The sequence below is a fragment of the Streptomyces sp. NPDC046931 genome (genome assembly GCF_040644655.1).
In the GTDB taxonomy this organism is placed as follows: Bacteria; Actinomycetota; Actinomycetes; order Streptomycetales; family Streptomycetaceae; genus Streptomyces.
On sequence record NZ_JBEYWX010000035.1, the window covers coordinates 22,617 to 49,169 of the forward strand.

The 26,553-nt window shown below is 67.0% G+C and carries 30 protein-coding genes and 6 pseudogenes; 17 read left to right on the forward strand and 19 right to left on the reverse strand.

All coding sequences use genetic code 11. The annotated features are described in order from the left end of the window. Positions 1 to 388: 388 nt before the first annotated feature. The 6 genes and pseudogenes from ABZ876_RS35750 to ABZ876_RS35775 all read right to left on the reverse strand — a co-directional run bounded on the left by ABZ876_RS35750 (position 389) and on the right by ABZ876_RS35775 (position 4,906). Complete coding sequence (locus ABZ876_RS35750; RefSeq protein ID WP_361789635.1) at positions 389 to 1,852, reverse strand: NAD(P)/FAD-dependent oxidoreductase; 1,464 nt, start codon at positions 1,850 to 1,852, stop codon at positions 389 to 391. Between the two features lie 118 nt (positions 1,853 to 1,970). Then, positions 1,971 to 2,210: a hypothetical protein gene (locus ABZ876_RS35755; RefSeq protein ID WP_361789637.1), complete on the reverse strand. Its 240-nt coding sequence runs from the start codon at positions 2,208 to 2,210 to the stop codon at positions 1,971 to 1,973. 159 nt (positions 2,211 to 2,369) lie between these two features. Next, a pseudogene (locus ABZ876_RS35760) lies at positions 2,370 to 2,540 on the reverse strand (IS21 family transposase); the annotation flags it as partial. Between the two features lie 88 nt (positions 2,541 to 2,628). After that, positions 2,629 to 3,093 (reverse strand): pyridoxamine 5'-phosphate oxidase family protein, encoded by a 465-nt coding sequence (locus ABZ876_RS35765; RefSeq protein ID WP_361789639.1) that lies wholly within the window; start codon positions 3,091 to 3,093, stop codon positions 2,629 to 2,631. Positions 3,094 to 3,373: 280 nt separating this feature from the next. Beyond that, positions 3,374 to 4,282, reverse strand: a complete 909-nt coding sequence (locus ABZ876_RS35770) for an NADP-dependent oxidoreductase (RefSeq protein WP_361789641.1) — start codon at positions 4,280 to 4,282, stop codon at positions 3,374 to 3,376. 75 nt (positions 4,283 to 4,357) lie between these two features. Then, positions 4,358 to 4,906 (reverse strand): carboxymuconolactone decarboxylase family protein, encoded by a 549-nt coding sequence (locus tag ABZ876_RS35775; protein ID WP_361789643.1) that lies wholly within the window; start codon positions 4,904 to 4,906, stop codon positions 4,358 to 4,360. Positions 4,907 to 5,048: 142 nt separating this feature from the next. Here ABZ876_RS35775 and ABZ876_RS35780 point away from each other — a divergent pair, with 142 nt between their 5' ends. From ABZ876_RS35780 to ABZ876_RS35790, 3 genes are all read left to right on the forward strand, one after another. Beyond that, positions 5,049 to 5,702 carry a TetR family transcriptional regulator C-terminal domain-containing protein gene (locus ABZ876_RS35780; protein WP_361789645.1) on the forward strand — a complete coding sequence of 218 codons (654 nt, stop codon included), beginning with the start codon at positions 5,049 to 5,051 and terminating at the stop codon, positions 5,700 to 5,702. Positions 5,703 to 5,947: 245 nt separating this feature from the next. Further along, positions 5,948 to 6,235, forward strand: coding sequence for a hypothetical protein (locus tag ABZ876_RS35785; protein ID WP_361789647.1), 288 nt, complete (start codon positions 5,948 to 5,950; stop codon positions 6,233 to 6,235). Positions 6,236 to 6,504: 269 nt separating this feature from the next. Then, positions 6,505 to 8,958, forward strand: a complete 2,454-nt coding sequence (locus ABZ876_RS35790; RefSeq protein WP_361789649.1) for a SpoIIE family protein phosphatase — start codon at positions 6,505 to 6,507, stop codon at positions 8,956 to 8,958. Between the two features lie 435 nt (positions 8,959 to 9,393). Here ABZ876_RS35790 and ABZ876_RS35795 read toward each other — a convergent pair whose 3' ends face one another. From ABZ876_RS35795 to ABZ876_RS35815, 5 genes are all read right to left on the reverse strand, one after another. Beyond that, entirely contained in the window at positions 9,394 to 10,338 is a 945-nt protein-coding gene (locus ABZ876_RS35795) for an NADP-dependent oxidoreductase (protein WP_361789651.1), read from the reverse strand. A gap of 235 nt (positions 10,339 to 10,573) precedes the next feature. Next, positions 10,574 to 11,080, reverse strand: coding sequence for a GNAT family N-acetyltransferase (locus tag ABZ876_RS35800; protein WP_361789653.1), 507 nt, complete (start codon positions 11,078 to 11,080; stop codon positions 10,574 to 10,576). Between the two features lie 26 nt (positions 11,081 to 11,106). After that, on the reverse strand, positions 11,107 to 11,577 hold the full coding sequence (locus ABZ876_RS35805; RefSeq protein ID WP_361789655.1) for a GNAT family N-acetyltransferase: 471 nt from the start codon (positions 11,575 to 11,577) through the stop codon (positions 11,107 to 11,109). A 47-nt stretch (positions 11,578 to 11,624) separates the two neighbouring features. Continuing rightward, entirely contained in the window at positions 11,625 to 12,542 is a 918-nt protein-coding gene (locus tag ABZ876_RS35810; protein ID WP_361789657.1) for an NADP-dependent oxidoreductase, read from the reverse strand. A 1,083-nt stretch (positions 12,543 to 13,625) separates the two neighbouring features. Further along, the gene (locus tag ABZ876_RS35815) at positions 13,626 to 13,934 is read right to left on the reverse strand and encodes a hypothetical protein (protein WP_361789659.1); all 309 of its coding nucleotides are present in this window, start codon (positions 13,932 to 13,934) and stop codon (positions 13,626 to 13,628) included. A 44-nt stretch (positions 13,935 to 13,978) separates the two neighbouring features. Here ABZ876_RS35815 and ABZ876_RS35820 point away from each other — a divergent pair. After that, positions 13,979 to 14,197, forward strand: a pseudogene (locus ABZ876_RS35820) (transposase); the annotation flags it as partial. A gap of 86 nt (positions 14,198 to 14,283) precedes the next feature. On the opposite strand, the gene ABZ876_RS35825 reads toward ABZ876_RS35820, so the two are convergent. Beyond that, complete coding sequence (locus ABZ876_RS35825; protein WP_361789661.1) at positions 14,284 to 14,469, reverse strand: hypothetical protein; 186 nt, start codon at positions 14,467 to 14,469, stop codon at positions 14,284 to 14,286. A 15-nt stretch (positions 14,470 to 14,484) separates the two neighbouring features. Beyond that, complete coding sequence (locus tag ABZ876_RS35830) at positions 14,485 to 14,715, reverse strand: hypothetical protein (protein ID WP_361789663.1); 231 nt, start codon at positions 14,713 to 14,715, stop codon at positions 14,485 to 14,487. A gap of 135 nt (positions 14,716 to 14,850) precedes the next feature. Between ABZ876_RS35830 and ABZ876_RS35835 the strand changes: the two genes are divergently transcribed. From ABZ876_RS35835 to ABZ876_RS35845, 3 genes are all read left to right on the forward strand, one after another. Next, complete coding sequence (locus ABZ876_RS35835; protein ID WP_361789665.1) at positions 14,851 to 15,384, forward strand: carboxymuconolactone decarboxylase family protein; 534 nt, start codon at positions 14,851 to 14,853, stop codon at positions 15,382 to 15,384. Positions 15,385 to 15,521: 137 nt separating this feature from the next. Beyond that, positions 15,522 to 16,172 carry a nitroreductase family protein gene (locus ABZ876_RS35840; RefSeq protein WP_361789667.1) on the forward strand — a complete coding sequence of 217 codons (651 nt, stop codon included), beginning with the start codon at positions 15,522 to 15,524 and terminating at the stop codon, positions 16,170 to 16,172. Positions 16,173 to 16,295: 123 nt separating this feature from the next. Beyond that, a complete protein-coding gene (locus ABZ876_RS35845) occupies positions 16,296 to 16,691 on the forward strand; it encodes an MmcQ/YjbR family DNA-binding protein (RefSeq protein ID WP_361789669.1) in 396 nt (131 codons plus the stop codon). A gap of 52 nt (positions 16,692 to 16,743) precedes the next feature. Here the strand turns inward: ABZ876_RS35845 and ABZ876_RS35850 are convergent, their stop codons facing one another. Together ABZ876_RS35850 and ABZ876_RS35855 are read right to left on the reverse strand one after the other, a co-directional pair. Further along, complete coding sequence (locus ABZ876_RS35850; RefSeq protein WP_361789713.1) at positions 16,744 to 17,517, reverse strand: IS630 family transposase; 774 nt, start codon at positions 17,515 to 17,517, stop codon at positions 16,744 to 16,746. Next, positions 17,493 to 17,843, reverse strand: coding sequence for a helix-turn-helix domain-containing protein (locus ABZ876_RS35855; protein WP_361789671.1), 351 nt, complete (start codon positions 17,841 to 17,843; stop codon positions 17,493 to 17,495). The genes ABZ876_RS35850 and ABZ876_RS35855 overlap by 25 nt, the downstream gene beginning before the upstream one ends. 102 nt (positions 17,844 to 17,945) lie before the next feature. Here ABZ876_RS35855 and ABZ876_RS35860 point away from each other — a divergent pair. Together ABZ876_RS35860 and ABZ876_RS35865 are read left to right on the forward strand one after the other, a co-directional pair. Then, positions 17,946 to 18,248: pseudogene (locus tag ABZ876_RS35860) on the forward strand (plasmid pRiA4b ORF-3 family protein); the annotation flags it as partial. Positions 18,249 to 18,274: 26 nt separating this feature from the next. Beyond that, positions 18,275 to 18,556 (forward strand): annotated as a pseudogene (locus tag ABZ876_RS35865) (plasmid pRiA4b ORF-3 family protein); the annotation flags it as partial. Positions 18,557 to 19,166: 610 nt separating this feature from the next. Here the strand turns inward: ABZ876_RS35865 and ABZ876_RS35870 are convergent. After that, positions 19,167 to 19,655: a hypothetical protein gene (locus ABZ876_RS35870; protein WP_361789673.1), complete on the reverse strand. Its 489-nt coding sequence runs from the start codon at positions 19,653 to 19,655 to the stop codon at positions 19,167 to 19,169. Positions 19,656 to 19,838: 183 nt separating this feature from the next. Between ABZ876_RS35870 and ABZ876_RS35875 the strand changes: the two genes are divergently transcribed. From ABZ876_RS35875 to ABZ876_RS35890, 4 genes and pseudogenes are all read left to right on the forward strand, one after another. Continuing rightward, a complete protein-coding gene (locus tag ABZ876_RS35875) occupies positions 19,839 to 21,047 on the forward strand; it encodes an MFS transporter (protein ID WP_361789675.1) in 1,209 nt (402 codons plus the stop codon). Positions 21,048 to 21,221: 174 nt separating this feature from the next. Beyond that, a pseudogene (locus ABZ876_RS35880) lies at positions 21,222 to 21,682 on the forward strand (transposase). Positions 21,683 to 21,848: 166 nt separating this feature from the next. Continuing rightward, positions 21,849 to 22,058 carry a hypothetical protein gene (locus tag ABZ876_RS35885; RefSeq protein WP_361789677.1) on the forward strand — a complete coding sequence of 70 codons (210 nt, stop codon included), beginning with the start codon at positions 21,849 to 21,851 and terminating at the stop codon, positions 22,056 to 22,058. Between the two features lie 48 nt (positions 22,059 to 22,106). After that, positions 22,107 to 22,784 (forward strand): TetR family transcriptional regulator C-terminal domain-containing protein, encoded by a 678-nt coding sequence (locus ABZ876_RS35890; protein WP_361789679.1) that lies wholly within the window; start codon positions 22,107 to 22,109, stop codon positions 22,782 to 22,784. A gap of 138 nt (positions 22,785 to 22,922) precedes the next feature. On the opposite strand, the pseudogene ABZ876_RS35895 reads toward ABZ876_RS35890, so the two are convergent. Next, a pseudogene (locus tag ABZ876_RS35895) lies at positions 22,923 to 23,045 on the reverse strand (transposase); the annotation flags it as partial. Between the two features lie 63 nt (positions 23,046 to 23,108). On the opposite strand from ABZ876_RS35895, the gene ABZ876_RS35900 reads away from it, so the two are divergent. From ABZ876_RS35900 to ABZ876_RS35915, 4 genes are all read left to right on the forward strand, one after another. After that, entirely contained in the window at positions 23,109 to 23,504 is a 396-nt protein-coding gene (locus ABZ876_RS35900) for a hypothetical protein (protein ID WP_361789723.1), read from the forward strand. A 101-nt stretch (positions 23,505 to 23,605) separates the two neighbouring features. Continuing rightward, positions 23,606 to 24,205, forward strand: a complete 600-nt coding sequence (locus tag ABZ876_RS35905; protein ID WP_361789681.1) for a sulfite oxidase-like oxidoreductase — start codon at positions 23,606 to 23,608, stop codon at positions 24,203 to 24,205. After that, positions 24,175 to 24,930, forward strand: a complete 756-nt coding sequence (locus ABZ876_RS35910) for a ferredoxin reductase (protein ID WP_361789683.1) — start codon at positions 24,175 to 24,177, stop codon at positions 24,928 to 24,930. Before ABZ876_RS35905 ends, ABZ876_RS35910 begins: the two co-directional genes overlap by 31 nt. Before the next feature lies 1 nt (position 24,931). Beyond that, on the forward strand, positions 24,932 to 25,243 hold the full coding sequence (locus ABZ876_RS35915; RefSeq protein WP_361789685.1) for a DUF6510 family protein: 312 nt from the start codon (positions 24,932 to 24,934) through the stop codon (positions 25,241 to 25,243). A gap of 155 nt (positions 25,244 to 25,398) precedes the next feature. Here ABZ876_RS35915 and ABZ876_RS35920 read toward each other — a convergent pair whose 3' ends face one another. Beyond that, positions 25,399 to 25,728: a hypothetical protein gene (locus tag ABZ876_RS35920; protein ID WP_361789687.1), complete on the reverse strand. Its 330-nt coding sequence runs from the start codon at positions 25,726 to 25,728 to the stop codon at positions 25,399 to 25,401. A gap of 292 nt (positions 25,729 to 26,020) precedes the next feature. After that, a complete protein-coding gene (gene msrB / locus ABZ876_RS35925) occupies positions 26,021 to 26,491 on the reverse strand; it encodes a peptide-methionine (R)-S-oxide reductase MsrB (protein WP_361789689.1) in 471 nt (156 codons plus the stop codon). Between the last annotated feature and the right edge of the window lie 62 nt (positions 26,492 to 26,553).

Sequence of the window (26,553 nt, forward strand, 5' to 3'; positions counted from 1 at the left end):
CCTGCTCCACAACGCCATCACCGCCATATCCGCAGCCGCTAACCCGGCCATCCCGGAGCACGTGATGCACCACCTCCTGGACCGGCAGGCATCAGTCACGACCTGATCACAGTCCCGGCGCCTGCTTCTGCGCCACTGCCAGCTTCGACGCATCGATGGGAGCCGCTGTCCCGATCGCCTGGCACGGACAGGCTGCCCTCGGCGCGGCCACGTGCTCGCCTGCTGTCGCTCGGGACAGTCTCGGCCATCACCGCGTCCGCGTCGTGGCCGGCATCCTAGTCCAGCGTGCGCCGGCGGAAGCACGGCGGCGCACGTCGGCCCCTCGGGCCCTGCGGTGACAGGGCCGGCGCGCCCGATTCCTCACCCTTCGGTGCCGGGTGGCGGTGGTCTACGGCGTCTCCTGATCGTGCTGGTACGCGGCGAGGAGGAAGAGCCAGATCTCGCTGACGGTGGGGAAGGGGGCGATCGCGTGCCTAAGCCGTTTGAGCGGGATCTCACCGGCGACCGCGATGGTTGCCGAGTGCAGGAGCTCGCTGACGCCTGGGCCGACGAAGGTCACTCCGAGGAGGATTTCCCGGTCGAGGTCGACGACCAGCCGGGCGTGGCCCTGGTAGCCGTCGGCGTAGAGGTTGGCGCCCTGGGCGGCGTTGAAGTCGAGGTCGACGGTCTTGATGCGGTACCCGGAGCGTTCCGCCTGTTCGGCGCTCAGGCCCACCGCGGCCGCCTCGGGGTCGCTGAAGAACACCTGGGGTACGGCGTGCTGGTCGGCGGTGGTGGCGTGGTCGCCCCAGGGCGTGTCGTCGAGCGGGCGGCCGGCGGCGCGGGCGCCGATGGCGTCGCCTGCGGTCCGGGCTTGGTATTTGCCCTGGTGGGTGAGCAGGGCACGGTGGTTGACGTCGCCGAGGGCGTACAGCCAGTCGCCGTCGGCTCCCTGTACCAGGCAGGTGGTGTCCACATCGAGCCAGGAGCCGGGGGTGAGGCCGACGGTGTCCAGGCCGATGTCGTCGGTGGCGGGGGTGCGGCCGGTGGCGCACAGGACCTCGTCGGCCTCCAGCTCGCCGCCGTCGTCGAGGGTGAGGGTGACCGGCCCCTGCGGGTCCGGGCGGCGCAGGGCGGTCACCTGGACGCCGATCCGCACATCCGCGCCCGACTCTCTCAATCCCTGGGCGACCAGTTCGCCGGCGAAGGGTTCCATGCGGGGGATCAGGCGGCGCCGGGCGAGCAGGGTGACCTGGGAGCCGAGGCCCTGCCAGAGGGTGGCCATCTCGATGCCGACTCCGCCGCCGCCGATGATGGCGAGGCGAGTGGGCACGGTGCTGGATTCGGTGCCCTGCCGGCTCGTCCAGGGACGGGCCTCCTTGATGCCCGGGATGTCGGGCAGCGCCGGTCGGCTGCCGGTTGCGATGGCCACTGCGTGCCGGGCAGTGAGGGTCTGCCGGGCGCCGTCGTCACGGGTGACGCTGACGCGTCGGGGCCCGTCGAGACGGCCGTGGCCACGGAAGAGGTCGGCTCCGATGGACTTGAGGAACAGAGCCTGTCTGGTGTCATCCCAGTCGGAGACAGAGCGGTTGCGACGGGTGAAGACGCCATCGGCGTCGACCCGACCGGTGACAGCCTGCCGGGCACCGTCCACGCGCCGCGCGTCGGCGAGCGCGATGACCGGCCGCAGCAGCGCCTTACTGGGCACGCACGCCCAGTACGCGCAGTCACCGCCGACCAGTTCCCGTTCCACGACCGCTACGGAGAGGGCGGCGGCACGGGCGCGATCGGCGACGTTCGCACCGGCCGGGCCTGCGCCCAGTACGACCACGTCGTAAGGCACTCCTGTCTGGGTTTCGTGCGATTCGCTCATGTTCTTCCTCGCATTCCTGGCAGTGCCTGACGACGGTCGAGGCGGTGGTGACGCTGCCCGTCGAGCCTGGTGGGTCGGGCCTGGGCGGGGGCTCCCCGACCAGGCCAGGGCGCCTCGGTCAGGCGTCGGTGTGCGGGGTGACGACCGGCCATTCGATGTCGGTATCGGCGAGTACGTTGAAGTAGTTCGTGAGGATGTTCAACGCCGGATTGCCCGCGACCTCGGCCATCTCGGCGTCGGTGACGCCCACGGCCCGGGCAGCCCTGAGCTGCGTCTCACGGATGTGGCCGCGGGCAATGGCGTGGGACAGGTCCGGCACTGCGGCGGCGTGCGGCGGCGGACTCCGCGTGGCGGGCACGCTCCGGTCCCCCGGCGCCGACCTTGGCGACGCGCGCCCCTATGTAGGTGTGGGCGGAGGGGCAGTAGGTGCAATTGTTGTACTCCGCGGTGGCGATCTCCAGCCGTTCCCCGACCGGGGCCGGGATCAGGGTTCTCGGTCCGCCGCGGGCAGCGTCCTCGCGGGGTCCACCGGCAAACACGCCGGTCCGAGCTCACGCACAACACGTTCCTTGAGGATCGTCCTCCCCCGCTGCCAGCCGATCCGCTCCACAATCACCGTCGCCGGCATCGTCGGCGTCTCCCGCAAAAGCTTGCGGATCTGCACCCTGACCGCGTCCACAGCCGAGCCCTTCAGCGGGCGCTCGCACTTCGGCGGCCGGCCGGCCGCAGACCACGGTCTGCGGCCGGCCCTGCGGGACAGGTGGTCCGATGTCACATCAAAGGTATGCCACACCGTAGTTGGCGGCCCACTCATGCTTCAGGTCATCCTCGTTCGCGTGCCCGAATGTGTACGCGGGAGAGTCCACCCGCAGCACCCGGTCCACCCTGATCAGTACGGCCTCGTGGCACGGGTAGATGGGATCGCCGTGGGTGTTCAGTACCCACTGGCGGGACCAGTCGTACACCGGGTCACCTTTCCCGCGGATCTCGGCTGTTCCCTTGAAGCGGTACCCCCGCCGGAGCAGGAAGTCGATCACGTTGACCTCAACCCGCGGATTGTGCCGCAGGTTCTCCACCGTATTGGGCGAGGCCATGTTCATGAATACCAGGTGATCGTCGCCGTAGACGCGCACGGACCCCTTCGGGGAGAGGTTGGGAGAGCCGTCCTCGCAGACCGTCGCAACGAACGCCAGCTTGGCGCTGGTGACGATCTGCCGCATGTCCTCAGTGATTATTCCCATCGCTCGTCAGCCTTTCCTGCCACGTCTGTGTGCTCCGCCCTCCTGGCGGCCACGACGCAGCCCTTTTCGAGTGCCACAACATGCCGATGGCCTGGTCCGCCGATGCCCCGGCGCTCGCTCTGCGCTGTTGCGCGGGCTTCCCGATCGCGTTGGACGCCCCCGGCCCGACCGCCTGATGTGCGCCGCGCCTGGTGGGTACGGCCGCGCACGCGGCCGTACCGTGTCCGGCGGGTGCCATGAGTCGCTGTCAGGACCGGGCGGCACCCCGCCATGGACGTGCTCAGGTCAGCACGATCTTCTTGCCACCGGCCTGCCCGGCGGACACCCGGGCGAAAGCGGCCGGCCCCTCATTCAAAGGGAGCGCTTCCACGTTCTGCCTCAGCTTTCCCTCCACGACCGCCTCCGCCAGATGGGCAAGCTGAGCGGCATCAGGCCGGACGTAGAGATCCGTACTGGTGATACCACGCTCCCCCGCCGGCGCGTCCGAGGTCAGCGACACCAGACGCCCACCGTCCCGCACCAGCGACACCGCTTCCCGCGCTGTACCACCAGCAGCAATCAACACACCATCGAACCCACCACTAACCCGACCCGCCCAATCCGGGTCGTGGTAGTCGACGACCGCCAACGCACCCAGACCACGCAGGCGCTCAGCAGCCGAAGCGGACGCCGTCACCGTCACCTCGATCCCCCGATCAGCAGCAATCTGCAACGCCAGCACACCGGTCGCCCCACCACCATTGGTGATCAGAAGCCGCTCCCCCCGGCTCAGCCCCAGTGCCTCCAGCGACTGGTACGCCGTGAGCCCGGCAACCGGCAACGCTCCCGCCTGCACCGGATCCAGCCCCGCCGGGCAGATCGCAGCACTGGCCGCAGTGATCAGCACCCGCTCAGCCCAGAAGCCGCTGCCACCGGGCAACGGGGCCTCATGCGCAAGCACCCGGTCACCGACAGCGAAGCCCTCGACATCAGGACCCACAGCCACAACCCGGCCCACGCCCTCCACACCCAGCGCCGCCGGCGGACGCAGCCCCACATCCCAGCCCGCACCGTTCAGCAACCGATCCCACGGACCGACACCGGCCGCCTCCACCTCCAGCAGAAGCTGACCAGCACCAGGAGCCGGCGGCTCAGGCACCTCCAGGAGGACGACGTCCGCATCGGGTCCGGACACTCCACTTGCCTTCATGATTGATCCCTTCACTCGGTCCGGCCGACGGTAGGTACAGGCCGGCCGCCATATCTTCAGCCTGGGGTTCGGCGCTCAACCGGGCGTCCCGACCGAGCCGACGGAGGGGACGTCGATGTCGGTCTGGTTGACGTTGTTGAGAAAATTGGTCAGCAGGGCCTGCACTGCGAACGTGACGAGCGCCAAGATCTGCGGGTCGGTGTAGCCGGCGCCGCGCACAGCCGCGAGGTCTGCGTCGCTGACTCGGCCGCGGCTCTCGACCACCCGTTGAGCGAAGCGAGCGGCTGCGGCGCGCTTGGGGTCCACCGAGCTCCCGGCGCGAGCCAGGTCGATGTCGTCGCTCGACATTCCGCTGAGTTCGGACGACACGTACGTGTGAATCGCCAGGCAGTAAGCGCAACCGTTGGCCTCCGAGACCGCGAGCGCGATGGTGTGCCGCGTCTTCGCGTCCAGAACGCGGCTCATGGTGCTCTGCAGCGTCACGACGGCGTCAAGAACGGTCGGGTTCGACGCGATGGTCTTGAACATGTTCGGGACGAAGCCGAGCTGTGCGCCGATGTTGTCGAGGATGCCTTGCGCTCCCGCGGGGACATCGTCGGAAGAGGGAACGTTCAGTCGTGCCATAGCGAATCAACCTCCGGTAGGCATGCGAGTAGTCGCCGAGCTCAGGTCAGGCCGGGCATTTTTGGGCTTGGCAGCCCATTTCTCAGAGCTAACACTGCCCCAGACTGGGCTGTCAAGCCCACCTTGCGGTATCGTGCGCCGTATGGAAGCCACGACACGAGCTCGGGTGCCTCGCAAGCTCACGGACAAGGGCGAGGCGACGCGCACCCGGATCCTGGAGCATGCCGCGGAACTCATCTACACGAAGGGTGTCCACGCGACGAACAACGAGCAGCTCCGTCGCGCAGCCGGCGTCAGCGGGTCACAGCTCAACCACTACTTCCCGACCAAGGAGAGTCTCGTCCTGGCAGTCATCGCCTGGCAGGCCGATCGCGTCCTCGCATTCCATCGCAGTGAGCGATTCGCCTCCTTCAACGATCTCGACGCTTTTCGGGAGTGGGCGGATTTCTACGTCGGCTACGAGCGCGCCTACCAGGAAGGCTGCAGCCTCGGCTCCCTCGCGAGCGAGATCATCAAGACTGACCTTGACGTTCACGATGAGCTCGCGAGTGCGTTCGATCAGTGGCGGGACATCTTCCGCGACGGGCTCCAGCACATGCAGCAACTCGGCCGCATCAGCACTGACGCGGATCCGACGCAGCTGGCCAATCTACTTCTCTCCGCATTCCAAGGCGGCAGCCTCCTCGCTCAGGTCGCTCGGGACATCACCCCGCTGAAGGACGCGTTGCAGGCAGCCATCGACTACGTGCAGACCTTCGTGAGGTCTCCCGAAGTCGACGTACTGCAGGTTCGCTAGCCGGCGACGGTCTGAGACGGGCCATCGAACGTGAGAAGGGTCGTATCCTCCACGGCGGGCCCATGCGGCAGTCGAGCATCCGACTCATGAGGCGGACGCGCGAGACCGTCGTGGCGCGTGCAGATCTCCGCGGTTGTGTGGCTTGTCGTTCAGCAAGGTCGCGGCCCCATCCGTGGCGACGTCCCGCGATGCGGGTACGGCGCGTCTCCCGTTCCTTTGATGCGGTTCGATGTCGGTAAACAGGCATGTCACGGCTGCGCTCCGCCGAAGTTCAAGGGGTCTTTCTGAACGCCGACCATGATCGAATCAGCCTGTCCCCCGGAGTCCCACTCAACGTCGACCTGGACACCACACTGACCGTCGTCGCCGGGATCCTCTACCGGATGCTCGCCCGTAAACTGCCCCGCTACGAGACCGCCACACCCGACAACATCTGGCGACACTTCCTCGACGCCACCGGAATCCTGCACGTCGGCGCGCACACCGTGACCTCCCCGACCTGGAGATCCCCGTCCCCTGGCCGAACGACCTAACCCTGCGCTTCCGCTTCCCTCCACGCTGAACCGAGCAGAGCAGACCTCAATCAAATTTCCGCACCGAGAATCGAGGCTGACCCGCTCCCGAGCGTGGCGCCCCGAACATGCGACGTGGCGCTTCGCAGTGCAACCGGTCCGCCAGGCGGCGCCCAGGGGCCCGCCTGGCCGTTCGGCGCGAAGTGGTCCGGTCTTTTGCTCAGAGAATGGTCCGCACGTGTGGGCAGACGCGCGCATACGGTCGGGTCGCGACGCATCTGATGGGAACCATGATGATGAGCACTGACCAGACCGCACTTCTGGAGCCGCTGGGGCTCCGCGAGATATCCGGCGCAGCGATAGCGGTGATCGACGAGCAAGGGACGGTTGTCGCGTGGACGCAAGCCGCTCAGCACCTTGTTGGGTACTGCGCTGAGGACGTGGTCGGCCGATCCGCCACACTCCTGCTGCCGTCATCCGAGGAGGCGCTGGGGGTATCAGCGTTCGCCGAGCAGTGCCATGCCCAAGGCGGCTGGTCCGGCACCGCGGCGGTCCGCCACCGCGACGGCCGCACGCTCAAGCTGAGCCTGCGCCTCTGGCTGCTGTGGGGACAGGACGCAGCCCACCGGTGGGTGGTATCCCTGACCGACACAGGCTCGTTCTCCTCGGGGATGATCAACGGATCGGTCCGGGAGTCGCTGCTTGCCCGCGCGCCGGTCGGCATCGCCATTCGTGACCCACAGCTACGTTGTACCTGGATGAACGACACGATGGAGCATGACGGCATTTCCCGTGACCGAAGGTTCGGACGCCGCCTGAAGGATTCACTGCCCGGCTTCGAGGCCGAGGCTCTTGAAGCGGTGATGCGACAGGTGCTGGCGAGCGGCAATTCCGCGGTCCACGAGTACCGGGCATGGCCGCCGGAAGATCCGCGCCGAGAGCACGCATTCGCAGCCGCGTTCTTCTGCCTCCAGGACGCGGACGGCCAGGCACTGGGGGTCTGCTCCTTGACCGTGGATGTCACCAGCAACCAGCGGGTGCGCGAGCGCCTTGCCGTCCTCAGCCAGGCCAGCACCCGCATCGGGAGCACCCTGGACGTCATGCAAACCGGACAGGAACTGGCCAGCCTGGCCGTGCCCCTGTTGGCCGACTACGTCACCGTCGACCTGGCAGAGTCGGTTCCATTCGGCAAAGAGCCTCCTGCCCAGAACGACACCACGTGCGGTCGCCCCCGCGTGTTCCGACGTGCCGGTTTGGCCTCGATCCACCCAGGGATACCAGAGTCGACGTTTGCGCGAGGGGAGGCAATTTCCGTCCCCCCGAACTCGCCGCTCGCCAGCGCACTACGCACGGGAAGGTCCCACCTGGAACCGGTACTGGACACCACCCCTGGCACATGGATCGACCACGACCCGGCACGGGCGCAAAAGATCCGTGACAACGGGGTGCACTCCCTGATGATCGTGCCCATCCGTGCCCGGCACTCCGTGTTGGGCGTCGCCTTGTTCGCGCGCACCGAGGACCCGATGCCATTCCAGCAGGATGACCTACTCCTGGCTGAGGAACTGGTCACCCGGGCCGCGCTGTCCTTGGACAACGCCCGCCAGTACACTCGCGAACGCAGCACGGCCCTCGCCCTCCAGCGCAACCTGCTCCCGCACCGCCTGAGGGGCGGCGTCGCCGTCGAGGCGGCCGGGCGCTACTTGCCGGCCGACACGGACGCCGGTGTCGGAGGCGACTGGTTTGATGTGATCCCGCTGCCTTGCGCCCGGGTGGCCCTCGTCGTCGGTGATGTGGTCGGACACGGCATCAACGCCGCGGTGACCATGGGCAGGCTCCGCACCGCCGTCCGCACGCTCGCGGACCTGGACCTGCCCCCCGACGAACTGCTGAGCCACCTCGATGACAGCGTCCGGCGGCTGACCGGGGAAGATGACGACGCCCCTGATCAGATCCCCGCGATTATGGGCGCGACCTGTGTGTACGCCGTCTACGACCCGGCCACCCGGCAGTGCACGATGGCACGGGCCGGGCACCCCCCGCCCGCGATAGTCGACGCACAAGGCCAGGTCACCTTCCCCGACCTGCCCACCGGAGCCCCACTCGGCCTCGGCCTCGGGCTGGTCCCCTTCGACGCCGTGGAAGTGGAACTGCCCGAAGGAAGCCTGCTCGCGTTCTACACCGACGGCCTGGTCGAATCCCGTGACGACGACATCGAGGTCGGCATGCACCGCCTCGGCACCGCCCTGGCACAACCCGAACAGTCCTTGGAAGACTTGTGCTCCTCAGTGATGGAAACCGTGCCGACTCAGGCAACATCTGACGACGTCGCCTTGCTCCTTGCCCGGATCCACACACTCAAGTCGGCCCACATTGCCTCCTGGGACCTGCCAACCGAGCCGGCCGTCGTCAGCGCCGCCCGGCACCTGGCCGCCCATCAACTCAGCGAATGGGGACTGGAGCAGCTCGTGCCCACCACGGAGCTGATCATCAGCGAACTGGTCACCAACGCTATCCACCACGGCGCCGGCCCGATCCGGCTACGGCTCATCCAGCACCAAGCCCTGACCTGCGAAGTCTTTGACAGCGGAAAGTGTTACCCGCGCCTGCGCCATGCCCGCATCGTCGACGAAAACGGCCGGGGACTGTTCCTGGTTGCCCAGTTGTCCAGCAGGTGGGGCTTCCGCTCCGCAACGGGCGGCAAGCTCGTCTGGGCCGACCAAGAGCTCCCGTCCACGCTGTAAAGAGGGGATCGATGAGGGCTTCCCTCCCGGTCCCCACGCTGGCACACCAATGCCGCCGCGGAGATCCCACCCCTGGGCTGGTGCCGTGAAACTCGTCAAGGGGCGCAAGCTGATCCCGGCCTTGGTGCTGCGTACCGAGCACACGAACCGATCGTCATGTCGGTTCCGGTTGGAGTACCCCGTCAACGGGCCGGTTCTGCCAGCCAGCTATCTCATCGGCCGCCGCATCGGTGATCTTCGACACCAGGGCCGGGAACCACACCTGTCGCCAGCCTCGTAGCCGAGGTGGTCGGCCCTGCGGCGCTGCCGCGCGCTCCCGTCCTGCGCCACGCCCCGCAGCGAGTACGTACGCGATCTCCCCTACGAGCGGGCACGTAGGGGAGATCGCCGAAGCGCCATACCTGAGGAAGGACGGTCGCTGCCTCTGGGCCCTCCTTACCGACGAACGCGGATGATCGTCTTCCCGTTGATCCGCTCGGTAGGGTTGAAGGCGGCCACAGCATCGTCGAGGGTTGCGACTTGGCCGATGTTCGTCCGTAGCTGTCCGTTCCTCACGCGCCGCGCGATCTCACTCAGTTGCGCGCGATCGGACACGACAACGAAGTCGATCGCCCGACCGTTGGCCGGCCGCGCCTCGGGCGGCCCGGCGACGGTCACCAGCATTCCCTCGGCTCGAACCAGACCTGCGGACCGCTTCCCGATGGCACCGCCGAAGACATCGAATACCAGATCGACGCCGCCGACATCTTCCAGCGCGTCGTTCTCAAGGTCGACGAACTCCTGTGCGCCGAAGTCGAGCGCCAGCTGACGATGGGCAGCGCGTCCGGTACCGATGACGTAGGCGCCGGCCTCACGTGCGAGCTGCGTCGCCATCGAGCCGACCGCGCCGGCCGCACCGTGCACAAGGACGCTCTGCCCCACCCCGAGGTGGCCGTGCTCGAACAGCCCCTGCCACGCGGTCAGGCCAGTCATCGCGACGCCCGCCCCTACCGTGAAGTCAACGTCGCCAGGCAACGGCGCAAGGTTGCGCGCCTCGACGACGACAAACTCTGCCAGGGTCCCGTCGCGGGTCCAGTCGGTGAGGCCGAAAACCCGCTGTCCGACCGACAGCCCCGCCGTTCCATAGCTGAGGGCGGTGACTACACCGGCCACCTCGTGGCCCGGTATTGACGGCGTGCGGTCACGGCCGAGGCGATCGATCCAGGTCGAGGGCCACTCCAGCTCATCCCCAGTGAATCCTGATGCATGAACTTCAACGACGACATCGCCGTAGTTCGCGCCTTCAAGACTAGCGAGCCACGCCGTGTCCGGATCGGGTCGCTCCACTAGCTTCATCCCTGCCGTTCCCGCGGCACGGTCGGTCACCACGATCGCTTTCATCTCAATACCTCTCTCCGTAACAGCCCTCGTTTACCTCCTGCACGAGATAACGGGGGATCTCTGTTCTCTCCGCGTCCAGGCGGACGAACCCGGATGCTTGTCTTTTCCCTCATCCCGTTCGGTCGCGTTGAAGGCGCCGACGGCATCGGCGGGCTCGGGGCGCTGACGATGCTCGTCCGCGCCCGCCATCTCCGGACTCGCTGGACGACTCGAAGCACGTTTGAAAGATGGACGGCTACATCCAGTCGTGCTCGAGCGCGGCGATCTGCCTCTCGTCGTCCGGCCCGCCCGCGGGACCGTGCTGGTGGTCTGGCCCGTCTGCGGGTTCGTGCCCTGGGTGGGCGCCGGAGCCCGGATGAACCTTGTCGATGAGATCGAGGTATTGCGGGTGGCGGGCAATAAACTCGCCCACAACCGGGCAGATGATGGTGATCTTCTTTCCGCTCTCGCGAATCTCGTTCAGCACGCGAGCGATGAGCTCCGCGGCTACCCGCTTGTGGCGGTAGGCGGGGTCAACCCAGGTCGTCAACAGTACGACGCGGCCGCCGACGAACCGATATTGGATTTCTGCGATCGCTTCGGGACCGAGGGACGCGGTCCAGCGACCGCGCTCCGCGTCGTTGGCGATATCGAGCTCCCAGGCGGACTCGGCCTCACGGAGACCGGTCTCGTCCAGAGCAGCGATGAGGGCCGCGTTGTTCTGTTCACGAAAGGCCGCCTCGGCCTCGATGTTGGTCGTCACTGTCGAACACCTTCTGTCGGCGGAGCTCAGCATGTTGGTTCAGAACTGGTGCGACCTTGTGGTCGCCCCTGGGTGCTCGGGTCGATGAGGTCCGCATACTCGGGGTTGTGTTCGATGAAGGTGCGCACGATCGGACACGTGATGGTGATCGTCATTCCTCGCGAGCGCACGTCGTCGAGGACCCGTCGGATCAGCTCGGTGGCGACGCCCTGTCTGCGGTACTCGGGGAGCACTGAGGTGGCCATGAGCACCAGTCGGTCGTCGCCGGCGACGTTGTAGGGCAGGCCGGCGATCTCGGTGTCGCCCACGATGGCCTCGTAGATGCCGGTTTTCTCGTCGTTGACGACGTAGAAGTCGAACGCGGGGACGTGGGGATGATCGATCACCTCCTCGAGGAGGACGACCCCGTCCTGACCGAGGGTCCCTTTCCCGTCGGGGTGTCCGGCCTCGTCGGGGTACTCGATGGCGTAGCGGGTCCGTTCGGTTGGCTCGGTCATGGGCGTGGTCCTTCGTTGCTTGCCGGTTCGGGGGTACGCCGTCATGCTTACGGGCGAACACGGATGATCGTCTTCCCCTTGACCCGCTCGGTGGGGTTGAAAGCGGCAACGGCCTCCTCGAGGTCCGCGACCTGGGCGATGTTCGTCTGCAACCGACCGTCCCGGACGCGCTGGACGACCTCATCCAACTGTGTTCGATCGGCCTCGACGACGAAATCGACCGCCAGGCCTTCCTTCGGCTGGACCTCGGGTGGGCCGGCGATCGTCACCAGCATCCCTCCGGCTCGGACCAGGCCGGCTGACCGCTTGCCGATGTCGCCGCCGATCACGTCGAAGACCAGATCGACTTCGCCGATGTCTTCCAGTGCCTCGCTGTCGAGATCGACGAATTCCTTCGCGCCGAAGTCGAGTGTGGTCTCCCGGTCGGCAGCACGTCCGGCGCCGATGACGTAGGCACCGGCCTCACGGGCGAGCTGCGTCACCATCGAGCCGACGCCACCGGCCGCGCCGTGCACGAGGACGCTCTGCCCCGCCTCGAAGCGGCCGTGTACGAACAGCCCCTGCCACGCGGTCAGACCCGAGATCGGCAGGCTCGCGCCCACGGTGAAGTCGACATCCCCCGGCAGCGGCGCGAGGTTACGCGCCTCGACGGCCACGTACTCCGCCAGGGTGCCGTCGCGAGTCCAGTCCGCGAGCCCGAACACCCGCTGTCCCACCGACAGGCCCCTCGTGCCATAGCCAAGAGCGCTGACCACCCCTGCAGCCTCGTGCCCAGGGATCGACGGCGTCCGGTCACGGCCGAGCCGATCGGTCCAGGTCCCGGGCCACGTCAGCTCACCGGGGGTGAATCCCGACGCGTGAACTTCAACGAGAACGTCGTTCCCGCCAGCCTCCGGCTCCGGGCGCTCTTCCAGCATCATCCCGGCCGTTCCCGCGGCCTGGTCCGTCACCACAATCGCCTTCATTCGGCACCTCCCTGCATCCAGTCTTTGCCTGCGCGGCATGCACGGTCCGGTCGTAACTGGACCTTCAAGTCCACAATAGTACGGAGCGACATCGCCCGGCAGGTCGGGGCGGCGGGCTTGATCGCCGTTAGAGACTTGCCCGGCCCCAGCCCCGATACATCGGCGCGCGACACCGGCCCAACCCTGTCCATGACGGGGAAGTCCTGTACAGGCTTGGACTTCTTGCTTCTCATTCGTGTCCTGCAACCGCTGCTCGCCGCCGCGCGCTCCACCCGGTGGCCCCGATGGGTGCGCCACTACTTGGGGCGACTGAACAGGACGGTTACGTCCACATCAGGAGGGCGGAGCACCGTTCGAAAAGCATCAGCAGTGATCCCGTGCTGCGGCGCTGGTCGGCAGGGTTCGACAGTGCGAGCAGCGCGAAGCCCTGGGTCTGACGTGGTCAACGGGCCCGCGCCTGGGCGACACACCTCCCGATCGGAGCGTGTCATGTCTAGGACCGAGAGGCCTGCGGTAGGCCACGGCGACCGCATCGATGCAGCCGACATCGCGGAAGCGGCGACGAGGGCACCATTCACCTACACCGACGGGGCAACACAGGTGTTCATTCACGACGGGCGCACCACCTACGTCGAGAAAGGGAGCCAATCGTCCGGAGAGGGGGGAGTAGACGATCAAGGGCGGTTTTGGTCTTTCTGGCCACCCACCTACCGTGCCACCTACGACGTCTCGTGGATCACAGGTGCCGATGGCGATGTCGCCAGCGGTGAATCGCGGAGGGACGTTCGAGGGACGGTACCTCCGAGTTAGCCTGATTCCCGGGACGAGGCCTACCCTCGCGCTCTTCTTGCGAGAGATCTCCGTAGAGGCTGTACCCCGTTGTATTCCCAGAATAGGCGCTCCGGTCCCAGAAGCCCGGGTCGTTGTCTGACCTCGTCAGGCCTCGGGTCCACGTCGCGACCCGTGGGAGACGGCCCATACTGTGTGCCCGACATGCGCCCGCCCTGGTGGACACCCGCCCGAGCCCGGTACGGGGGCCCTGCTACGGATCTACGGATACAGTAGGCCGTGCTTTAGTGGACGTTAAGTCCGTTTCTGGTAGCGGACTCGTCCGGGTTGGGTGAGAAAGCCTTGTCGGGCGAGGCGTCCGAGGCGGCTGCGGGTGACGTTGACGGTCGCCTCGTCGGTGGGCATGCCGAGGAGTGCGTGCAGCTCGCGGGCTCGGAATGCCCGGCCGGGGTGCTGGTTGAAGGCGTTCACGATGGCCTGGTAAGCGGTGTTCGTCTCGGGCGGATCGGGCTTGGTCCCGGGCGGGACGCGTTCGGCGATGACCTTTCGGGTGGTGGCCAGGTCTGCAAGTCGCGCTTCGGTCTCGGCCAGGGCGGCGGTCAAGTGGTCAATCTGGTCGCGTAGTTCGCCGGCCCGGGCCGTGGTTTACCGAGTGGATCAGCACCGCCCGCGCCGTGGACCTGCCCCACCTGCGCAGCCTTACCAACGGCCTCAAAATCGACCGGCCCGCCGTAGATGCCGGCCTCACATTGCCCTACCACAACGGCCGCACCGAAGGCGCCAACACCCGTACCAAGAGAATCATGAGACAGATGCGCGGACGCGCCGAATTCGACCTCCTCCGCCACCGCATCCTCCTGCCCTGACTGACACCCAGGGTCACCACCGACTACGAGCCAAAGCCAGATTCCTGATAGACCCCTGGAACAAGAGGCCCGGGCTCGTATCAGGTTCACACGACGTCGTCTGACGTTGTGTACGCGCGAAGATGCTCGACCGTGGCATGCAGCGCGTCACGCAATGGCGCTAGGTCGCGGGCGATCTGCGCGAGCAGGCTGCCTCCCTGGTAGGCGGCGATCAGCATGTGTGCGAGTTGCGCCGGATCCGCCGACGCGTCGATTCGTCCGTCATATTGCATCCGCTCGAGTCCCGCTCAGAAGATGTCCCGCCATTCGGCGAAGACGCGGGTGAGGTCGTCTCGGACATCCAGATCGGTCTTGACGATCTCGCTCGCGAGGGATCCGAGGCTGCAGCCGTTCTCGAACGGGCGACCGGAGACGACGAAGAAGTCCGCCCCCTCCTGGTACGCCTCGATCGTGCCTCGCGTCGCCAGCCCCTTGCCCGTGCGCCCGCGAAGATCACGCGATCCATCGTTCATCTGCATGTCACCACCCTACCCCACAGATTGGGCCCAGCAGCCCAACGCGGATGCGGATTGGGCTTGACAGCCCAATCTGTGCCGTGTTCACTGCAAGTGGGCCAGACAGCCCAGACTGATACCGACCCGAGGACCGCCACCATGTCTCGTCTCAGCACGCCCGAGCTCACCGACATCGACGCCAAGACGCAGGGCACGCTCGACGCCATCGCCAAGCAGTTCGGCTTCGCTCCGGGCATGTTCACCACGCTCGCCGCCAACCCGACCGTCCTCGAGATCGTGATGGGCCTGCAGGGCGGCATCGCCAAGCTCCTCGACGCGAGGACCCGCCACACGATCGCGCTGGCCACGTCCCACTCCAACAACTGCGACTACTGCTCGGCGCTGCACGGATACATCTCCGCGAACCTCGGAGGCATGTCCACCGAGGAGATCGAGCTGGCCCGCACCGGCGGCTCCACCGATCCCAAGCGTGCCGCCGTCGCTCGCTTCTCCCAGCAGGTGATCGAGACCCGCGGTCAGGTGGGCGACGAGGACATCGCCGCGGTCCGCGAGGCCGGGTACACGGACCCCGAGATCCAGGCGATCGTCACCGTCGTGGTCGTCACGCTGCTCACGAACTACCTCAACAACGTCAACGACACCGTCGTCGACATCCCCGGTGCGGGCGCGTAACCAGCGACGTCGAACCCGCGTCGACCGGCACGGAGGTCGCCCCGATGAGAGCGACGTTCACCACGTACTGACGTGACTCCGACGCCCGGAAACCACCTCCTGACCCGATCTCTCCGACAACGAAACGAAAGCCAACCATGGATCTCGACAATCTGATCACCAAGCACCTCACCCGCTACTTCGACCCGAACAAGAAGATCCCGGAGGAGACCTTCCAGCTCCTGTTGCGCTACCTACGCACCTCGCCGACGACGATCAACATCCAGCCGAACCACTTCCATGTGCTGGAGTCGCAGGCCGGCAAGGACAAGCTTGCGGACGCTCTCGTCGGCCGCTTCGAGGACAACGCGGAGAAGGTGCGGAACGCGTCGCACGCGATCGTGTTCACGACCCGCAAGACGATTCCCGACGAGCACTTGCAGGAGATCTTCGCGAAGGAGCGCGCGGACGGTCGCTTCGCGGACCCGGAGACCCAGGCGGGATGGGAGGCTGGAGCGTCCGGCTTCGTGAAGATCCAGTCGGAGAACTATGGCGGCGACGTGCTCCACTGGCTGGAGAAGAACACGTACCTCGTGGTCGGCGCGACCATGATGGCCGCCGCTTCTCTCGGAGTCGACGCCACCCCGCTGGAAGGGTTCGACCGCGCGACGATCGACGAAGCGTTCGGCCTCACCGACACCGACTTCACCACGACGCTGCTCGTCGTGCTCGGGTACCCGGACGAGACGCGCGTCTCTCGCCAGCCCGTCTCGCGCTTCGACGCCGAGAAGATCTTCACCCACATGTGACGAACTGAGCGGGTGCGCGATCGGCGCGTCTGCTCGGTTCTGCGCAATTCGACTGTCCGGCGCCCGCACCTCTCCTTGACGGACGCCGGGCAGTCGACCCCTACCGACCTCGAGGAGGCCAAGATGGACGCAGACAGGACAGTTCAGAACCGCGCGGCCGCGTGCGCCGCAGAGCTCCCGGGTTCAGAGCACACGCACCAGTTCACCGGCGACTGGGAGGTGTGGAAAGTCGGTGGCAAGGTGTTCATGCTGCAGACATCGATGCCTGGGGAGCCGGTCGTGATCCTCAAGGCCGATCCCTCGGATGCGGAGACGCTCCGCGCGTCGCACACGAGCATTTCTCGCGGCTACCACATGGACAAGAAGCACTGGATCACCGTCAGACCTGGTGCGGATATCGAGCAGGCGTTGGTGGACGACCTCGTGACCGAGTCGTACCTGCTCGTCGTCGCGGGCCTTCCCAGACAGAGCCGCCCGGTCGACCCCGACACTTTCAGCTTCCTGCCGTCCGCCGACTGACCGACGCGGCGCCAGGCAAAACAAAACCGGCTCTTCGCCGATCCGGTGGGGATCATGGCGTGAGGCCGCTGGCGGCTAGTGCAGCAGCGCATTGATCTTGCGAGGGCCATGCGGCTCTGAGCGGGGTTCCGTCGTAGGTCCAGCGGAACGGTCGGGCCTCATCGTCGTAGGCGAGAGTGAACTCGCGGATCTGGTCGATGAGGTCCTGGCGCGAGGTGAACTCACCGCGCCGCGGCAGTCGGCGGGCCAGGATCGAGAAGAAGATCTCGACTTGGTTGAGCCACGAGGCGTGTTCGGGTGTGTGGTGGACGGCGAACCTCGGGTGTGCTGCCAGCCAGGCCCGGGTCGCCTTCGGGACATGGGACGACCCGTTGTCGAGGACCAGGTGGATCGTGAGCTTCGGGTCGATGGACTGGTCGAGCATCCGCAGGAAGCTGATGAAGGTGGCCGAGTCGTTGCGGACGATGTCTTCGACCAGGACCTGACCGGTGTGCACGTCCAGGGTCGCGATGATGGAGGCGGTGCCGTGGCGTCGGTACTCGAACTCGCGCCGCTCGATCTGGCCGCGCTTCACCGGGCGGGTCGGATGGCGGCGGGAGCAAGCCTGCATCGCGAGCTTCTCATCCACGCTGAGCACGACGGAGTGGGGCGGGCAGTGCGGATAGAGGGCGCAGACCTCGGCGGCCTTGGTGTAGAAGTTCGGATCGTCCGGGCAAGTGAGCCAGCCACGTACCAGGTGCGGTTTGAGGTCGAGGCCGGCCAGGATCCGTCCGACCTGGGACGCCGAGATCCCGATGGCGTTCAGGCGATGGCGCGGCGAGTCCAGTGGCTGTTGGTGCCGGGCCGGGCGGAGGTGACGGTGGCGACGATGGCCAGGTGCACGTCGGGGCCGTAACGGCGGGAGCGACCAGGCCGGTCCTCCAGCGCGGCCAGACCGTCGGCGGCGAACCGCTTGCGCCAGCGCCGCACGGTGTCCACATGCACGCCAAGGGCGTTGGCGATGGCCGCGTTCGCTCCACCGTCCGCACAGGCCAGTGCGGCCCGGGCCCGCTGCACCCGGCGCAACGGCGCGGTCCGTGACCGCGCTAACTCCTCCAGAACTTTGCGCTGTTCACCGTCCCAGGCCACCTGGAACGGACTTGCCGCCGGCACGCGCCCCACCCCTTCGAATCCATGTATCGCGTTGATCATTGCTGTGGTCGGCGGGAGACGTTCCACGGGGGCAGGTCGAATACGGGTGGCAGGATGGCCGCCATGGCGAGCAGCAGGAGCGCAAAGGCCCCGCGTACGGCGCCGGGCAAGACCGTGCACAAAATCAAGATCACCTTGCGGGACTCCCGGCCTCCGATCTGGCGCCGACTGGAGGTGCCGTCAGGCATCACCTTGCGAGAGCTGCACGACGTCATCCAGGCCGCCTTCAGCTGGGAGGACTACCACATGTGGGCCTTCGAAAGCGGCCGGGACCGATACGGCGTCGCTGACCGCCACCTGGGCATCGGCAGCGCCGCTTCCAAGCGGCTCGGCCAGGTGGCACCCCACACCGGCAACCAACTCCGCTATACCTACGACTCGGCGACGACTGGGAACACGACATCCTCATCGAGGACGTCACCGCCCCGGAGGCTGGCACCGCCTACCCCCGATGCCTCGCCGGCCGCCGCTCCTGCCCGCCCGAGGACTGCGGCGGCATCTGGGGATACGACTACCTCATCGAGATCCTCGCCGACTCCCGCCACGAAGAACACAAAGACCGCCTGGAATGGCTGGGCCTCGACTCTGTCGACCAGTTCGACCCCGCAGCCTTCGACGCAGCCCAGGTCAACTCCGCGTTATCCCCTCTCGCGACCGTGCTCATCGAGTACTGACGCATCACCGCCCGACGTCAGCAGCCCGCGTTACCGCTGACGGCGGGCACCTACCCCCGCAAGATCAATGCGGCGCTGCACTGGTTTCAAGAGGCCTTCCGTCTGTTAGGTCGGGGATCACGGTGTGGGCATCTGCCGCGCGCAGTTCCTCAGCGGAGCTACCTCGCATGCCAGCGCAGCACGGTATGCGGAGTGCCCAGCAGCTTCAGCACTGACGCGTCAGCAGGCGCAGCCAGCCGAGCAGGAGGCAGCCGAATCGGTAGGCCGGCCGGAACGTCACGATTCCCAAGCGTGCGCCGACGGGCTCACGAGCGCTTTCGATGTGATCAGACCGTGGCCCTCAAGTCGCAGCAGCTCAGCCTAGGTGACAGCATTATCGGCACCAACAGGGCTGAGTGCACCGACCGGATGCTCGTCTACAACGAGTAGCACCTGCGGCACGCCCTCACCGAGTACGCCGAGCCCTACAACACCGCACGCCCCCACCGCGCGCTGCACCTTCGCACAGCAGCCGACGGCCCGGACGTCATCCCCTTCGCCCCAACGGATCCAGCGCCACGACGTCCTGGGCGGACTCATCCACGAGTACCGCAACGCCAGCTGAATAAGATCACGACAGACAGCGAAAGCCCTGGTCAGACAGGGTACGGGACTTTTGGTCACGGAAGACGTCCCGCCACCGATCGAACGCACTCACGAGCTCATCGTGAACGTCAAGGTCGGTCGTGTTGATCTCGCTGACCAGGGAGCCGAGGCTGCAGCCTTCCTGGTAGGCGTGCTCGTAGCCGACGTAGAAATCCGCCCACTCCCGAAACGCGTCGAGTTCGTCGAAGGAGGCGAATCGCTCACCGCGGTGGAATGCGAGGACGCGATCGACCTGCCGGGCGATCACGGCCAGGACCGGACTCTCCTTCGTCGGGAAGTAGTGGTTCAGCTGCGACCCGCTGATGCCGGCCGCGCGACGGGGCTGCTCGTTGTTCGTCGCGTGGACACCCTTCGTGTAGATGAGTACCGCGGCATGCTCCAGGACCGGGACGCGCGTCGCCTGATCCTTGTCCGTGAGCTTGCGAGGAACCCGTGTTCCCGTCGTGGCTTCCATACGTCACACGACAGCGCAGACTGGGCTTGACAGCCCAGTCTTGGATGGTGTTACCTCTGAGAACTGGGTCGCCAAGCCCAAAAATGCTCGGCCTGGCCTGGGCTCGGCAACACAGCTACCGGAGGTTGATCCGTTATGTCGCGACTGAATGCGCCCCCTCTCGACGACGCAGATGTGTCACCAGTGATCAACCGGCCTCGCCAGGGCACAACGCTCCGGCTGGCATTCTCATCTGGGATCGTCTCCCTGGTGGCCTCGTTTGCCGCGTCGGCCGCACCGATCCCCCTGTTCAACACCTACCGGGCCGAGGACGGGTTCACCAACGCCGGCATCTCGCTGGCCTTCGTCACCTACTCCGTCGGCATCATCGCCGCACTGTTGGTGCTGGGACGGCTGTCCAATCATCTGGGCCGACGGCGCACCGCGATCGCCAGCCTCGGCCTGCTCCTGCTGGGCTGTCTGCTGCTGCTGAACGTGCACGACATCGGCACTCTGCTGGCCGGTCGGCTCCTGATGGGCGTCGGTACGGGGTTGGCCAGCAGCAGCCTCACCTCCTACATCGTCGACGCCGCGCCCACCAGGCCGGCATGGTTGGCCTCCGTCGCATCCAGCCAGGGACCCATGCTCGGCCTCACCCTCGGCGCCATCGCCGCCGGCGCCCTGGTCCAGTTCGCCCCCTGGCCACGCGAGCTCATCTACCTGGTTTGCGCCGGTCTCCTCGTACTGTCTGCCGCACTCATCGTCGTCAGCCCGGAGACCGCGAAGCCGACGCCGGGCGCTTGGCGATCACTGCGGCCCCGGGTCCGCGTACCGGCTCGGGTCAGGCGTCTGCTCCCTGTCGCGGCCGTGGTGTTCGTGACCGCCTATGCGACCGGGGCTTTCTACCAGTCCTTCATGCCCGCACTGGTCGAAGATCAACTCCATACCCGCAGCCCGCTCATCCTCGGACTGGTGTTTGCCTGCTACATGGCCCCCAGCGTTCTCGGCGCTCCCATCGGCGGCCGGTTCACACCAGCGGCAGCCCAACGCATCGGCATGATCATCGTCCTGATCGGATGGATCGGCATCATTACAGCCATCGCCATCGGCACACTGCCGTTGTTCATCGCTGCAACCATCGTCACCGGCGTCGGTCAGGGCATCGCCGTCAGCGCCGCCACCCGCGGCCTGCTGCACGGCAGCGCCCTGGCCGACCGGGCGCCGATCTTCAGCGCGGTCTACCTCCTCTGCTACAGCGGCGCCGCCTTGATCAGCCTCATCTTCGGCCAGCTCTCGAACGCCTATTCACTACCGCAGATCGCGCTCGGATACGGCGCCCTTGCCGTTATCGCCACCCTGTTCACGGTCCTCGCCGCACGCAACCCGCATACGGACCCGACCAGTCAACGGTGAGTAATCACATGACGAACCTCACCGTCAGAGCATTGCCGACGTGCCGTGCGAAGTAGGACTCCGTTAGGTCTTCCGGTTCGGGCCGTTCCTGGGCACGTTGGATGTGTGGATGCACACGAAGTGAAGCGTGTACGGGCCAGGTTGGCGTTATATGTGGCCGATGTGTTCGTCTCGGTGCCACGCAAGGACCACCGGGCCAAGAGCGACTGCTACCTGCGGGGACTGATGCTGGACGGCCGCCGCAAGCCGATCCAGGCCATGGCCGCTCGACTGCCGGACGGCAACGAGCAGAACCTCCAGCGGTTCATAAACCAGTCCGCCTGGGATCCCGTGCCGGTACAGCGTCGGATCTGCGAACGCATGCTGCCGCTTATCGCCCCGACGGCCTGGGTGATCGACGATGTGTCGGTGCCCAGGGACGGAAGAATGTCGGTCGTGGCCCCGCAGTACTGCGGTCCCTGGGCAAACGCGCCAACTGCCAGGTCGCGGTCAGCGTCCACGCCGCGACCGACATCGCCTCATGCCTGCTGCAGTGGCGGCTGTTCCTGCCTCAGGAGAGGGCGCCGACGCCTTCGAGGCCTGCTGACCGGCGCGGGCCCGCCCGCGGTGCGGGACATGACCGCGCGCCCCAGTGACCCCCGTATTCCAGGCGTCCGGAGCGTCCACCCGTCGTGAGCAAGCCGCCGTTCGAACACGTTGTGGCGGACCAGGGGCCCACCGTGTACCGGGTGGTCCTGGCTGTGGCAAGTCGGCGGGATGCATAGGAGGCCTGGTCCGAGACGTTCCTGTCCGCCCTGGGCAGTGGCGCACAGAGCGGCGGCGGACGGCATCCGCAACCTCTGCGACAGGACAGCCGTGCCCAGCAGCCCGCTCATGAAGGGGCTGCACGCGCGACTGGCCCGGGACGCGGACGACGCGGGCATCCTGGACGTCGCCTATCTGACCCTCGACAGCCCTGGCCCCGCGGCGGCGGGGGCACCGGACCGAGGGAGCCAGGAAAGAGGACCTTGAGGTCCTTTCTTTGGTCCTGCTACCGTCCGGGCAGGTAACCTGGCCGACGTGGCGGAACAGGCGCGCGAGAAGAGTGGCTCCCGGCTGACTGAGCGAGGGCGGGCAACCCGCGAGCGCATCCTGAGGGCCGCTGCCGAAATGATGCACGTCAGGGGAGTCGCCATGACCACCCTCGACGACGTCAGGGCGGCCAGCGGAACGAGTAAGTCGCAGCTGTACCGCCACTACCCCGACAAGGAAGCGTTGATGCGTGACGTCGTCGCGCTGCAGGCCGCCGAAGTGCTGGAACGGCATCAACGACACCTGCAGCGCCTCAACTCCATCCGTGGGCTGGAGCGCTGGAGGGACGCAGTCGTCGAACGGAACGCCCTGCACAACGGGGCCTACGGCTGCCCGCTTGGATCCCTGGCGAGCGAGCTGGCCGACCAGGACGAGGAGGCCCGCAAGGCGATCGACCGGCACTTCAGCGTCTGGCAGGGCCTCATCGAGGCGGGGCTGGTCAGGATGAGAGACTCCGGGGTGCTACGGCCGGACGCTGACACTCAGGCGCTCGCCACAGGCCTCATGGCCGCCCTGCAGGGCGGGTACCTCCTATCCCAGACCGCTCGGGACGTACACCCGATGCGAGTCGCACTCGACATGGCGATCGCCCACGTCAGGACATTCGCGGCAGTTCCCGAGGACCGCAGCGGCCGAAGCCTGGAAGATGGGGAGTCGGCCCGCTAGGTGCCTTGATCTGAAGCGTGGATGTAGTCGTAGCCGGTGGTGCGGCGGCGGTCGGGGCAGGCGGCACGGTCGTGGATGGGTGCGCGGGTCGTGGCGCAGTCGGGTGAACACGATGCGGTGCAGGGCGGCGTTGGCTTGCCGGTCGCCGCCATGGTTGAGTCGGCGCGAGGTCGGACGGCCAGAGGAGCACTCGACGGGGCTGACTCCGCACAGAGCGGCAACGGATGCCTCGGTGTTCAGCCGCTCGGGGTTGTCTCCCATGGTGATCAGGAGAGTGACGGCGCTGTCCGGGCCGATACCCACCGGCGTGAGCAGCTGCGGGGCGTGGTGTTCGACGAGCCGGGTCAGACGCTGATTCAGCTCCTCGATCTCCCCGGTGAGCTGCTCGATGCGCTGGGCCAGCAGGCTCAGGTTGACGCGGGTGGCTTGGCCCACGGCGTCCTCGTCGCCTTCGCCATCGCGCGGGAGGCGCACGCAGGTGCGGAACAGCTCGCGGTTGCCCAGACTGGACAGCCGCTCCCGCAGGGACGGGTCGGCGATGACCAGGACAGCTTTGAGCTGATTGATCGCCTGGGTGCGAGCCTTGACCGCGGAGTCCTTGGCAAGTTTGAACATCCGGGCGCTGCAGGAAGCTGCGCGCTCAATTGGCGGCCGCCGAGCACTTCGACTGACTGCGCAATGCCTGGACCGACGTCGCGCCGAAGGCCGGAGGTGGGCTGAGGGCTGTGGGAGAGGAGGAAGATAAGAGGCGTGTGTTCCCCGTCGCTGATATTTTTTAGGGGCGCTAGCCCTGCTTACGACGAGCCGATTGGACGGCCAGCATGGCGATCATCTCGCGCGGTTTCCACGGCCGTCGGCCGCCCGCGGGCAGGAAGCTGCCACCCGGACAGTACGAGACCACGGGCTTTCCGGTCCTCTCGGCCGGGCCCACGCCGTGGATTAGCACAGACAAGTGGGAGCTGTCCGTCACCACGGAGACCGGGAGGCGGCACAACTGGGACTGGGCCGCCCTCACGAAGCTGCCGTCGGAAACCCCGACGGCAGACCTCCACTGCGTGACCAAGTGGTCGAAGTTCGGCACCCGGTGGCAGGGGGTGTCTTTGGACGTCCTGCTCGCCGATGTCGAGACGGCTGCCGAGTACGTCCTCGTCTCCTCCTACGGGGGCTACACCACGAACCTCCCGCTGGAGGATCTTCTGGACGGCAAGGCCTGGATCGCGTACGGCTACGACGGCCGGCCGCTCGCCCCCGAGCATGGCGGTCCGGCCCGACTGCTCGTCCCGCACCTCTACCTCTGGAAGTCCGCGAAGTGGGTGCACGGACTGGAGTTGCGGGAGAACGACATCCCGGGGTTCTGGGAGAGCGCCGGCTACCACAATTACGGAGACCCGTGGCAAGAACAGCGGTATCGCGGAGACTAGGCGACCGGCTCCGATGGAGGGTCGCCGAGGTGACAGAACGTCGCGCTGAGTCCGCGACGGCCGTCACGCTGGTGCTGGAGGTGCCGGAATGGCCCGGCCATCTGGCAGGCCAGCATGTGGACATCCGGCTGACCGCGGAAGACGGCTACAGCACACAACGCAGTTACTCCATCGCCTCGGCCCCGGACGGAACGCGCCTGGAACTGACAGTGCAGCGCGTCGTTGGGGGCGAGGTCTCTCCGTACCTTGTCGACGAGCTCAGGCCCGGCGACCAGCTGGAACTGCGGGGACCGGTCGGCGGCTGGTTCGTCTGGCAGCCGGAGCAGCAAGAACCGGTCCTGCTCGTGGCCGGAGGCTCCGGGCTGGTGCCGCTGATGTGCATGATCCGCTCGCGGCGGGCAGCCGGCAGCCGGGTTCCCTTCCGGGCGCTGTACTCCCTGCGATCGCCGGCCGAGCTGCTGTACGGGCCAGAAATCCGCCAAGGAACACCAGGGGTCGACGTCACACGCATCTACACCCGGGAAGCGCCACAGCAGTCCGCGCGCCCCCCGGGCCGCATCACACCCGACGACCTGGCACGCCACGGATGGCCACCGGACTTCGCGCCCACCTGCTACGTCTGCGGACCTACGGCGTTCGTCGAGAAGGCAGCTGCCTACCTGGTGCTCCTCGGACACGACCCCAAGCGAGTCCGCACAGAGCGCTTCGGCGGAGGAGAAGACTGAGATGACGGCAGGCACACCGGCAGACACCGGCATCCCACGCGACGCAGAGGGCGGCTACATCGACGGCAACGCGCTGGCCGGCCCTCTGGCCGAACTCTTCACGGTCGACCTGACAGCAGCGACCAGCCAGTGCGCGCACTGCAGCAACACAGGGCCCGTCGCGCTCCTGCACCTATACCGCCAGGCACCGGGACTGGTAGCCCGCTGCCAGCAGTGTGGACAAGTCATGCTACGTCTGGTGCGCGCACCGGAGACGGTCTGGCTGGACATGAGCGGCATCACAGTACTGTCGATCCACGTCGGCGCCGACTGAGCCACCCACGGCCTCCCCTGCGGATGGGCCGTCGTCGTCGGGGCGGCAAGAACGGCCATCCCTTCCGCTCGGTGGTGCCCGCCACGACCGGAAGGCGGGGCCGCTGGAAGCTGGTGGGCCACCGCTCGGGTTTGCCCCTCAAGCGGAACTTGGGGCTACTGGAAACGGCCGTCGAAGCAGGTACCGCTCCTCAGGTCGGAGAACCGAAGGCCGACTACTGCTCCCCCTTCCACCACCCAGCGCAGATCGTAGGACGCTTGGTAGGAGGGCGGCCAGAAGGAGCAGAAGCGCCCATTCTCATCGACGGACCAGGTGCCCTCCGTCTGGCGTCCTGCCTCGAAGTAGGAGGTGCTACCGTCGGGTTGGAAGGTCTGGGTCGTGCCATCGCCGTAGGCCAGGCGGCCTGCGGTGACAGCTGTGGGGATCTGCTCAGGCGGCACGATGGCGCCGTCTTCCGGGTGCAGGTTGTCGATGTTCCTGGTCACTGTGCGATCCTTCCCCTTCTCCCGGCCCCCACGGTTCCGTTGCTCGTGAGGTCCGGCGGGCGTCTTCTGGCTCAGCGCGGCGAAGATGATCCCATTGGAGGGGGTCTGCTCTATTATCTTGGGCGCCTCCGATCCGTGGAGGGGACTCGACCCCTTGGGCGCCGCAGCACATGAGCGCTTTCCGTCCTGCTGTACACGGGTATCGGCTGGGGCCCTGCTGGGCCCGGAGCCGCAAGACGGGGCGTCGAGCCGCCATGCCGTTCCAGCTCCGGGGCCCTGCCCTGATTGCCGGTCATCGGCTCTCGGCGGCGTCGTCCTCCGTCGTCTCGAAGACGCTCAGGTACTGGCCGTAGCCCTCCTGCTCCAGATCCTCCAGGGAGACGAAGCGCAGCGAGGCGGAGTTGATGCAGTACCGCAGTCCTCCGCGGTCGCTGGGCCCGTCCGGGAACAGGTGCCCGAGGTGGCTGTCCCCTTGAGCCGACCGTACTTCGATGCGGACCATGCCGTGGCTGGTATCGGGCCTCTCGACGACGTGGCCGGACTCCAGAGGCCTCGTGAAGCTGGGCCAGCCGGTCCTGCTGTCGTACTTGTCGACCGAGGCGAAGAGGGGCTCCCCGGACACGATGTCCACATAGATACCGGGTGCCTTGTTGTCCCAGTAGGCGTTGGAGAACGGGAGCTCCGTCTCGTCTCGCTGGGTCACACGGTACTGCTGGTCGGTGAGCTGTGAGATGCGCTGTGGGCTCTTGCTGTACTCCGGCATGCCTACCTCCCAGACGGTGCTGGAGTGTCTCTTCTGCCCTATTCGCGCCATGCATCGCCCCG

Bases quoted from the DNA above. Each gene is read 5' to 3' on its own strand.
- ABZ876_RS35750 (WP_361789635.1), bottom strand. From the start codon at position 1,852: ATGAGCGAATCGCACGAAACCCAGACAGGAGTGCCTTACGACGTGGTC.
- ABZ876_RS35765 (WP_361789639.1), bottom strand. From the start codon at position 3,093: ATGGGAATAATCACTGAGGACATGCGGCAGATCGTCACCAGCGCCAAG.
- ABZ876_RS35770 (WP_361789641.1), bottom strand. From the start codon at position 4,282: ATGAAGGCAAGTGGAGTGTCCGGACCCGATGCGGACGTCGTCCTCCTG.
- ABZ876_RS35775 (WP_361789643.1), bottom strand. From the start codon at position 4,906: ATGGCACGACTGAACGTTCCCTCTTCCGACGATGTCCCCGCGGGAGCG.
- ABZ876_RS35780 (WP_361789645.1), top strand. From the start codon at position 5,049: ATGGAAGCCACGACACGAGCTCGGGTGCCTCGCAAGCTCACGGACAAG.
- ABZ876_RS35785 (WP_361789647.1), top strand. From the start codon at position 5,948: ATGTCACGGCTGCGCTCCGCCGAAGTTCAAGGGGTCTTTCTGAACGCC.
- ABZ876_RS35790 (WP_361789649.1), top strand. From the start codon at position 6,505: ATGATGATGAGCACTGACCAGACCGCACTTCTGGAGCCGCTGGGGCTC.
- ABZ876_RS35795 (WP_361789651.1), bottom strand. From the start codon at position 10,338: ATGAAAGCGATCGTGGTGACCGACCGTGCCGCGGGAACGGCAGGGATG.
- ABZ876_RS35805 (WP_361789655.1), bottom strand. From the start codon at position 11,577: ATGACCGAGCCAACCGAACGGACCCGCTACGCCATCGAGTACCCCGAC.
- ABZ876_RS35810 (WP_361789657.1), bottom strand. From the start codon at position 12,542: ATGAAGGCGATTGTGGTGACGGACCAGGCCGCGGGAACGGCCGGGATG.
- ABZ876_RS35825 (WP_361789661.1), bottom strand. From the start codon at position 14,469: ATGCAATATGACGGACGAATCGACGCGTCGGCGGATCCGGCGCAACTC.
- ABZ876_RS35830 (WP_361789663.1), bottom strand. From the start codon at position 14,715: ATGCAGATGAACGATGGATCGCGTGATCTTCGCGGGCGCACGGGCAAG.
- ABZ876_RS35835 (WP_361789665.1), top strand. From the start codon at position 14,851: ATGTCTCGTCTCAGCACGCCCGAGCTCACCGACATCGACGCCAAGACG.
- ABZ876_RS35840 (WP_361789667.1), top strand. From the start codon at position 15,522: ATGGATCTCGACAATCTGATCACCAAGCACCTCACCCGCTACTTCGAC.
- ABZ876_RS35845 (WP_361789669.1), top strand. From the start codon at position 16,296: ATGGACGCAGACAGGACAGTTCAGAACCGCGCGGCCGCGTGCGCCGCA.
- ABZ876_RS35870 (WP_361789673.1), bottom strand. From the start codon at position 19,655: ATGGAAGCCACGACGGGAACACGGGTTCCTCGCAAGCTCACGGACAAG.
- ABZ876_RS35905 (WP_361789681.1), top strand. From the start codon at position 23,606: ATGGCGATCATCTCGCGCGGTTTCCACGGCCGTCGGCCGCCCGCGGGC.
- ABZ876_RS35915 (WP_361789685.1), top strand. From the start codon at position 24,932: ATGACGGCAGGCACACCGGCAGACACCGGCATCCCACGCGACGCAGAG.
- msrB (WP_361789689.1), bottom strand. From the start codon at position 26,491: ATGCCGGAGTACAGCAAGAGCCCACAGCGCATCTCACAGCTCACCGAC.